This is a genomic window from Nocardia cyriacigeorgica, assembly GCF_029868385.1.
Lineage (GTDB): Bacteria > Actinomycetota > Actinomycetes > Mycobacteriales > Mycobacteriaceae > Nocardia > Nocardia cyriacigeorgica_F.
Map to the genome: position 1 here is coordinate 1 of NZ_JARWNX010000028.1, position 7,610 is coordinate 7,610.

A 7,610-nucleotide genomic window follows, 5' to 3' on the forward strand; every position below is an offset into this window, starting at 1 on the left:
TCTACCGCCCCCGCTTCCTGACCGTCCGCTTCGACACAGGCCAGAGCACCGATACCTCACCCGATCAGACCCAAGACACCGAAACAACCAATTCGTCCACCCCCACTGGGTCCGATCCCGGCACCCGCCAACCAGGCGGAGGCCCTCCACTGCGGTTCGAACCGCCCAACGTGGTCGACGACAACCCCGGGCTCGACCAACCTCTTGCCCGGGCGCCTCACCCGCGTAAGCAGCAGCCCGGCCTCACCTTCGGCTTCGCTGCTGATGCCACCCCCGGCGCGCACGCACACGGGAAGGGACACCCGGCGACAGCGGGCCCGGCTGCCAGGACGCCAACCCCCGCGACACCACGATCACCGGCCGAGCCGACACCGCCCGACCGTGGTGCCGACGATCCGGCGGTCGCGGCGATGCGGCAGTTGCTCGGCCCGCTCGCCTCACGATTCGCATTCTCCCCGGGGGCACGCAGCTTCGACTTCCTCGACTACGACATGCTGCGCGCCGACCTCGACGCGTTCACCGAGGAGTTCGCCCGGCTTCGACCCACATTCGACAACGTCGGGGGCGGCGACTGGCACGCTCAGACGCTGGACTTCCTTCGCGCGAAAAGCGAACAAGCGCCCGTCGTCCGCTACGTCAACAGGTACGACGCGGGTGGCACCGCCGATCTCACTCAACTCCTCGAAGGGATCTCCGGAGAAGTCGACAGCGTCGGCAGCCTCGTCCTACGGGTCCGAAGCTCCGACCGCACCCCCAGCGGCAGCGAGATGTTCGACGACCTGTGGCAGGCAATCGGCCAGGACGTGTCCAGCATCCATGGGGCGTGGAAGAACGACAGCGGGCAAGATTCCAACCTCGTCTCCTTCAATGCCGGCGTCGCGGCCGGGCTCTCACCCCAGGACGCCGCACTGGCCACCTGGACCGGAAAGATGGCCACTCGCCACGGATTCAGCGTGGCCGAGGTATTGCACCTGGAAGGACCACCGGGAAACCACACCACAGTGGCGGTGAGCTTTACCAAACCGCAGTCGTCCGCGCTCGGGGATTCGACGTCTCCCCGTCCGCACCCGACCGGGGAGACGTCGGCACCGCCGATGTCGGCGCCCGGACGCACGGATTCCGGACCGCGCAAGCCCGCCGACCCCACGCGCCGGGAAGAGGTCGGTGACCTGCGCATCGAGGCGGTCGACTGCCTGGTCAGGGCGAGTAACGCGCTGGGCCACCTCGACCTGTCCCGCGGAAATATTCCGGCCGCGGCCGATCCGCGGTGGGCGGCATTGGCGAATACCGTCACGAACCAACCCGGGACCACCTGGAATCGGGTTGTCGCGGACTTGCTCGCATCCGCCACCGCCGACAGCGCCCTGGTCTATGTAGAGGGGACTGCTCGTCATCACGCTCTCGTGCTCACCCGCTTCGACCAACCCGCAGGTCCCGAGGTCGTCGTATTCGACGGCCGCCTGGCGGGCGCACATGAACTGAGCACCTGGGAAGCACTCGACCTCGAGGGCGGCGCGCATCGCAGCGCACCCACCCGCGCCCGGTTGTTCAGCATGAACGACGACAACCAGCTGGGTCCCGATCTCAGCGGGATCGACCCGTCGATTGCGCCGAAGAGCGGCAAACCGGTCGAAGGCGCACTCAGCCACCTTCCCGGCGATGAGCCGTCGAAGTCTTTCCTGGAATGGCTCCGCAGCAGAAGGGCTCAAAAGCGCGGCGAGTCGGTCAACCCGAACCTCAGGAACCAATTCCTGGTCGAGACCCCCGCCGTCATCGCCGACAATGCCTGGTCGACCGGTTCAGGGCTGTTCGTACTCGGCATGGGCGGGTCCATGGAGACGGTGGCGCTGATGACCGCCGGGGCTTCGGGGGCCACGCTGGTCACCCAGTTGGCGGCCGGACCTATTACCGACCGCGGCAACAACCGACTCACCTTGCAACTGGCATCGGCGACCCAAACCGCGGCCATGCTTTCCGCTGGCGGCTGGATCCTGTTGGGTCTGGATGGTGCGCAGGAGGCTGTCGTCGGTGCGACGATCGTCACCGCCGCGACCACGGCACTCCGGAGCAACACCAGTTCCACTTACCGTAAAAAGCTGGTCAGGGACGACACGAAAGCCCTCGAAGAGGAAGATCTGAAAGTCGCTGGGCGATACAACGTTCTCCAGAATGCGATGGCCAGTGCGGTCGGCAAATCACTTGGACCGATTGTCGGACCAATTGCTCTTGGTGCCAGTGGCGCACTCCATCTGGTGAATCAGTGGGTGCTGTACAAGCTCCCGTCCATTCCGACGGATAAGGTGAACCGGCCAGGCCTGCTCGAAGGACCTCGCCGCATGTTCAACGACCGGTTCATGAGGAACTTCCTGATCCTGACGCCACCGGCGACGTTCGGGTCGACAATGGGAATTGTCATCCTGACCGATTTGGTGGCCGGTGGTGACTATTCGGCCCTGACAAGTGGACTCCTCATGTCAGGAATCGCCACCGGAATGGTTGCGACCAAGGGCCTCGAGTCTTTCGTCCCGAAGGTAAAGCAGGCGATCGGACGAGCGCATCTGAAGTACACGTACCCGGTGTCGATGGCATCGTCGGTCGGACTCCTGCTGGCATATGCGAACACCTCCGACCCATACATCCTGTTGGGCGCCATGGGTAGCGTCGGCGCGACCAACTATGTCAATAACCTTGCATTTCAACGACATACAGACCACGTCGTTCCGAAATCGGTCCTGGGTGGCGCAGGATCGACTCTCAACATGTTCGGTGCGGCGGGCGGAATGGCCGCCGGCCTCGCCGCTGCCGCGACGTTGCCGACATGGGGCGCCCAGGCGACCGCGACGGCGGTCGCCGGTTTGTTCGGCCTGACAACCATCGGTGCCACAGCGGTCGGGTTCTCCATCCGCAAGCAGACGTACGACTCTGCGGCGAGCGGCGACGAATCAGCAGAGCACGCCGAGCTCGGCACCTCAGGTTCTGCCACCATTCGATACGGCGCCCTTCAACTCGCCCGCGTAGCCCACGCACTCGGGCTCGACGACTCCCCCGAACCCGACGAGACCGACCCACGCTGGGACGCCGAAGACAACTGGCGACCCCTCGCGGACGTCCTCGGCGCCGACCTTCGGCCGATCTCGGCCGAAGGCGATCCCATCGCGCGCGTGGTCAAAGCTGTCCATACGCCCGGAAACGGCATCGATAGGGCATATATGGCTCTCCGCCAGGGCACCAACGTATTCGGCGTCGCCATCATCAATGTCGACGGCACTACCCTGATCTTCGGGCCCGCCGCCGATGGATCCGACCGCGAGATCGACATCCCCCGCATCCGAGCCATCAGCAAAGATGAAAGCGCACAGACGATTTGGCAGGCTCCGGGGAAGGTCGACGAAGCCTTCGCGGTGCTGTACACCATCGACAGGGCGGGCAAACCCGTCCCACGTGATCTGGGGCTCCGCGCACGGGCGAACACCAGGCACCCCGCCAAGATGCCGAACCACTCCGCTGACGACAGGCGCGCCGAACAGCTCGAGAGGTACCTGGAGGGACTCGATGAGCGACTCGTCGAGCTGGATGAAGGAGCACATCTTCCGGAGCCGCTCGCGGAATCGGACGGAGGTTGGCAAGCACGCTTCGATGCCGAGATTGCGGTGGCGGAGGCGGAGGCGGCCGAACGCCTGGCCGCACAGGCGCTGGCCGCACAGGCGCTGGCCGAGAGTGCGAGCATACCGGTCCAACGACCAGCCGCTTCACGGCCATACATCATCTTCCCGCCCGTCGGGGCCGCACGGCAGTTCGACATCTTCGTCGGCAACGGTCGTCGGCGCGTCCGAGCTGCGGTCGGCGCCCGCGGCGAGGTCGGTGCTGGCGGCCGGACACGCCGAGCCGACGGCTCCGCGCCGTACCGGCCACCGCAGCGGTCGCTCCGTCCGGCCTATGGCTCCGGCTCCGATCTGGATCCGGGAGCGGGAGCATGGGAGGAATTCTCCGCCCACGGCCCGCGCGACTTCCAGTCCCCGCCCACCATCGCGAAACTGCCCGGCTCCGAAAGCCCCTCGGTGTGGTTCGCGGCCGAGCCCGGCCGTCCGGGCGCGCTCGACGGCGGCGGACCGCGCGAACCGCACACCGACGGGCCCACGGGCGATGCGGCGGCAAATCTCGTCAGCAAGGTCGACGAGGCCCGCGATCATGGACGTGCGCGGCGAGCCGAGGCAAACAGCGAAGCCGAAGAGCTCGCGGTCCGGCTGGGTCTCGAGCCGCGCGCATTCGCCGACCCGGAGGTTCTCGACTCCCTGCGGCGCAGCCGCGAACAGTTGGCGCAGGACATAGCCCATCGGCTGCACATCGACCCATCGGCGGTGGGTCCGTGGGTGCGCGGATTGGTGCCCTACTCGGATCTCGACGGTGCACCCGAGGGTGGTGCCCTCTCCGACACGGCTCGGCGATTCGCGGACCTGGACGCACTGCTCACCGCGGTCGCCGATCAACTGCTCGCCCCTCGGCCGGCACCCCGGCCGCTGCTGCCCGAGGACTGGCGCAGTGCGCACCCGCATCTCGAAATGCTCGCCGATGGCGCGTGGACCAAGCTGACCACTATTCGTGCTGAGGCATGGCAGACCACTGATTTCCTCGGCAAGGTCGTACAGGGCGCCAAATCGTTCGATGCGCTCAACCGGGAGCAGAAATGGTCGCTGCTCGGCGACCTGAACCAGGACAGGTACGGCATTCCCGCGCGCTGGCGCAACCGTATTGCCCGGCTGGCCCTGCTGCGGGACAAGCAGGCCGACGACGCGGACAGGTCACGGCAGCCGGCCGACGCGGATGACGAATTCGATGCGACGCGTACAAACCTGGCGACTGCTCTGATCGGTCTGGCTGCCGCGGAACATCAGGCTGCGGAGCTGACGGGCCACCCACAGGTCCATCTGTACGACCGACACACAGAGTCCTTCAGCGGCCCGGCACATATCGCGATGGCCATCGGCGATGCCGACGATGCCGACGATGTCCGGATCCGCGTCTTCGGCAACGGCATTTCCCCGGCATCAATACTCGAAGCGGTCCAGCACGCAACGGCCGACCTCGTGGACGCGGAAAAGATCCCGGGACGGCGGGTCGCCTCGGTGATCCTGTTGACCGACCCCGCATCGGCGGTGGAAGCGGCGGACCTTGTCGGTCAATACATTCTGGGCCTCGTCGGAACTCGGGAACACTACTCGACTCAGCCAGGGGGGCGACCGCCACTGGGGACTGTTCACCTTCAGGCCGGCGACGAGGCGGCCGATGCGATCGTGCGCCACGCGGAACAGGACCCCGAGCTCGTGGGCCTGCTATCCGAGCCCGCCGGAGTCTCGACCGACCCAACGCCGCACGCCGATGGTTCCGCGGGATTCCGCGTCCACGATAGCTACGGCGCGCCCCGCGACGACGTCGCGCTGGCACAGCTGCTGGAGGGCGAATACGCGAAGGATTGCGCCACGCAGGTCGTCGGCGAACTCTCCCGTGCCGGGCTCCCGATCGGGCTACCGGGCAGACGTGGTGAACACGGCGAGATGTTCGCGCCCGAATTCAGCGGTGAAACCGGCGCCAGGTTCGAGCCGTCCGGATTCGTCGGTGACAGCACGCGGACAGCACGCGACAAGGTCGCCGATCGACTGGCGGAACTCGGCGCCGGGGCGCGGGTGGCGCTGGTGGTGCGCAGGCCGGGCGACGTCGGCGCCCATATGACGCTGTGGACGATCGATCAGGACGACGTCGTCTGGGAACGCGAAGTCCATGGGTACGACCCGACCGAGCAACCACTCGCGTACCGCCCACGTGAAGTGCGTTGGACGCGGTACGAACGTGGTACCAGGGACGAACCGGGCGCCGAATACTTCGGCACCGCCTATCGCGCAGAAGAACATTCCCATGTCGGCACGGTGCTCCGCCCGGCATTGCCGTTCGACCCGAACGATCCCGGCGACCCATCGGCCGACTTCCCGATGAACCCGATCGGCGCCCGGCCAGGAAACGACCAACCGGTCGATCCAGTCGTGGCCGACCTGCTCGGAGTCTTGGACGAGCAGCGAATCCGCTCGGCGCGCAACGCGATATCGCGCGAGTTCGCCAACGACGCGGTTGATCCGAGCGCCGCCGCTCAACTCGTCGAGGCACGTTATCTGCTCGATGAACTGCTCGACCACATCAAACGACCCGAGACCGCCGATCCACAGCGCTTCCAGCTCTTGACGCATCTGTTCCACGCGGTCGAGGCACGGCATGCGACGCCAACGCCTGACCGGCAGCCGATCAACGACAGAATCGACCACCTTCGCGAAACCTTGCGGCGACGAGCGGCCCGGTCGAACCCGGGACCGAGTTCCATAGATATGGGCGACGACCACTGGCTGCTCCGCGCGACGGTAGTGGCGGTCCCGGAAGCTCCGGCCGGACAAGCCCCGCCCCGTACCGACGCTGAGCGACTGGTCCGATCAGTCCGGGAACAGGCCGGGTTACCGCCCGAGAACGATCACGGGCACGAGGATCTGCGCGCGAACCACTCTCGGGAGATGCGTCAGATCGCCGACATGGACCGACGCTACATGGCACACGGGCCGTTCGGTGCGAACAGCGCGGAGGCCGGCACACAGTCCGCGCAGATGCAGCTTCGTACCGAGCCGACGACGAACCTTCTCGCACTTCTGGCGGATATCCGCCACTCCGATGTCGAGGCCAGGCTCGTGGTGGGCGGCGGCCACACCTATCGACCGGCTGAACCCGGAGAGGTCTTTGTCAACATCGCAGCGGAGGTCCGTCCGGACCTTCTCGCAGACGTTCGCAACCTGTCTGCAATTCCCGATGACACGTTCGATGTGGTGTATCTCGAACGGGCCCCCTTGGGGGTGTTGCTCGAATCGCCGCACTCCCTGGCCGAGGCTCATCGAGTCCTGAAGCCCGGCGGCCAGCTGCTGCTCAGCCCGGGCATCGCTCCCATGGTCCATGCCGACGCCCGGCGGGCCGCCATTCAGCGTCTGGAGGAGGCCGGATTCGATGAGATCGATTTCCGCATCGGAAAGACCCATCTCATCGACGAGGAACGCCCGGACGACTGGTATGAGATAACCGCCACCAAGCCGGTGAACCTACGACCAGATCGTCCCGCGCTCTCGCTCGGGTCCAGCAGTGATCGCGACGCGCCGGAACCGACTGTCGGGCCGCAACGGCCATCCCATGTCATTCCCCAGCTCAGCGACGCCGCCGCACAAAGGTTCAACGATCTCAGGCCGGCGAGCGATGCGCTGGAAAACAAGATGGAGGAGCAGTTCGGCCATAAAGCGCGCATCGCTCGATACATCACCCCAAATGGCAGCCAAATATGGTACAGCGCGCAACATCATACCAAGCAGCCGACAGATGAACAGTTCCCATATATACGCCGCGCAGCCGAGGTATTCCTCACGGAATCTTCCGGACGCGAGCGCATCATCCTCCACGAGGGCGGCGAGATCTCCGACGACTCGGTACGCGGGATAGGTTTCGACGAAGCTGTTCGCAACGGCGACTGGTGGCACACCAGGTTCGTGGCCCAACACCACGGCATACAAAGCAAATCCGCCGACACACCGTCG

At 66.0% G+C, this 7,610-nt stretch carries 1 protein-coding gene; it reads left to right on the forward strand.

Annotated features, from left to right (window positions below):
* Positions 1–170: 170 nt before the first annotated feature.
* On the forward strand, positions 171–7,610 hold a 7,440-nt coding region (locus tag QH168_RS05860), incomplete at its 3' end, for a methyltransferase domain-containing protein (protein ID WP_280233428.1).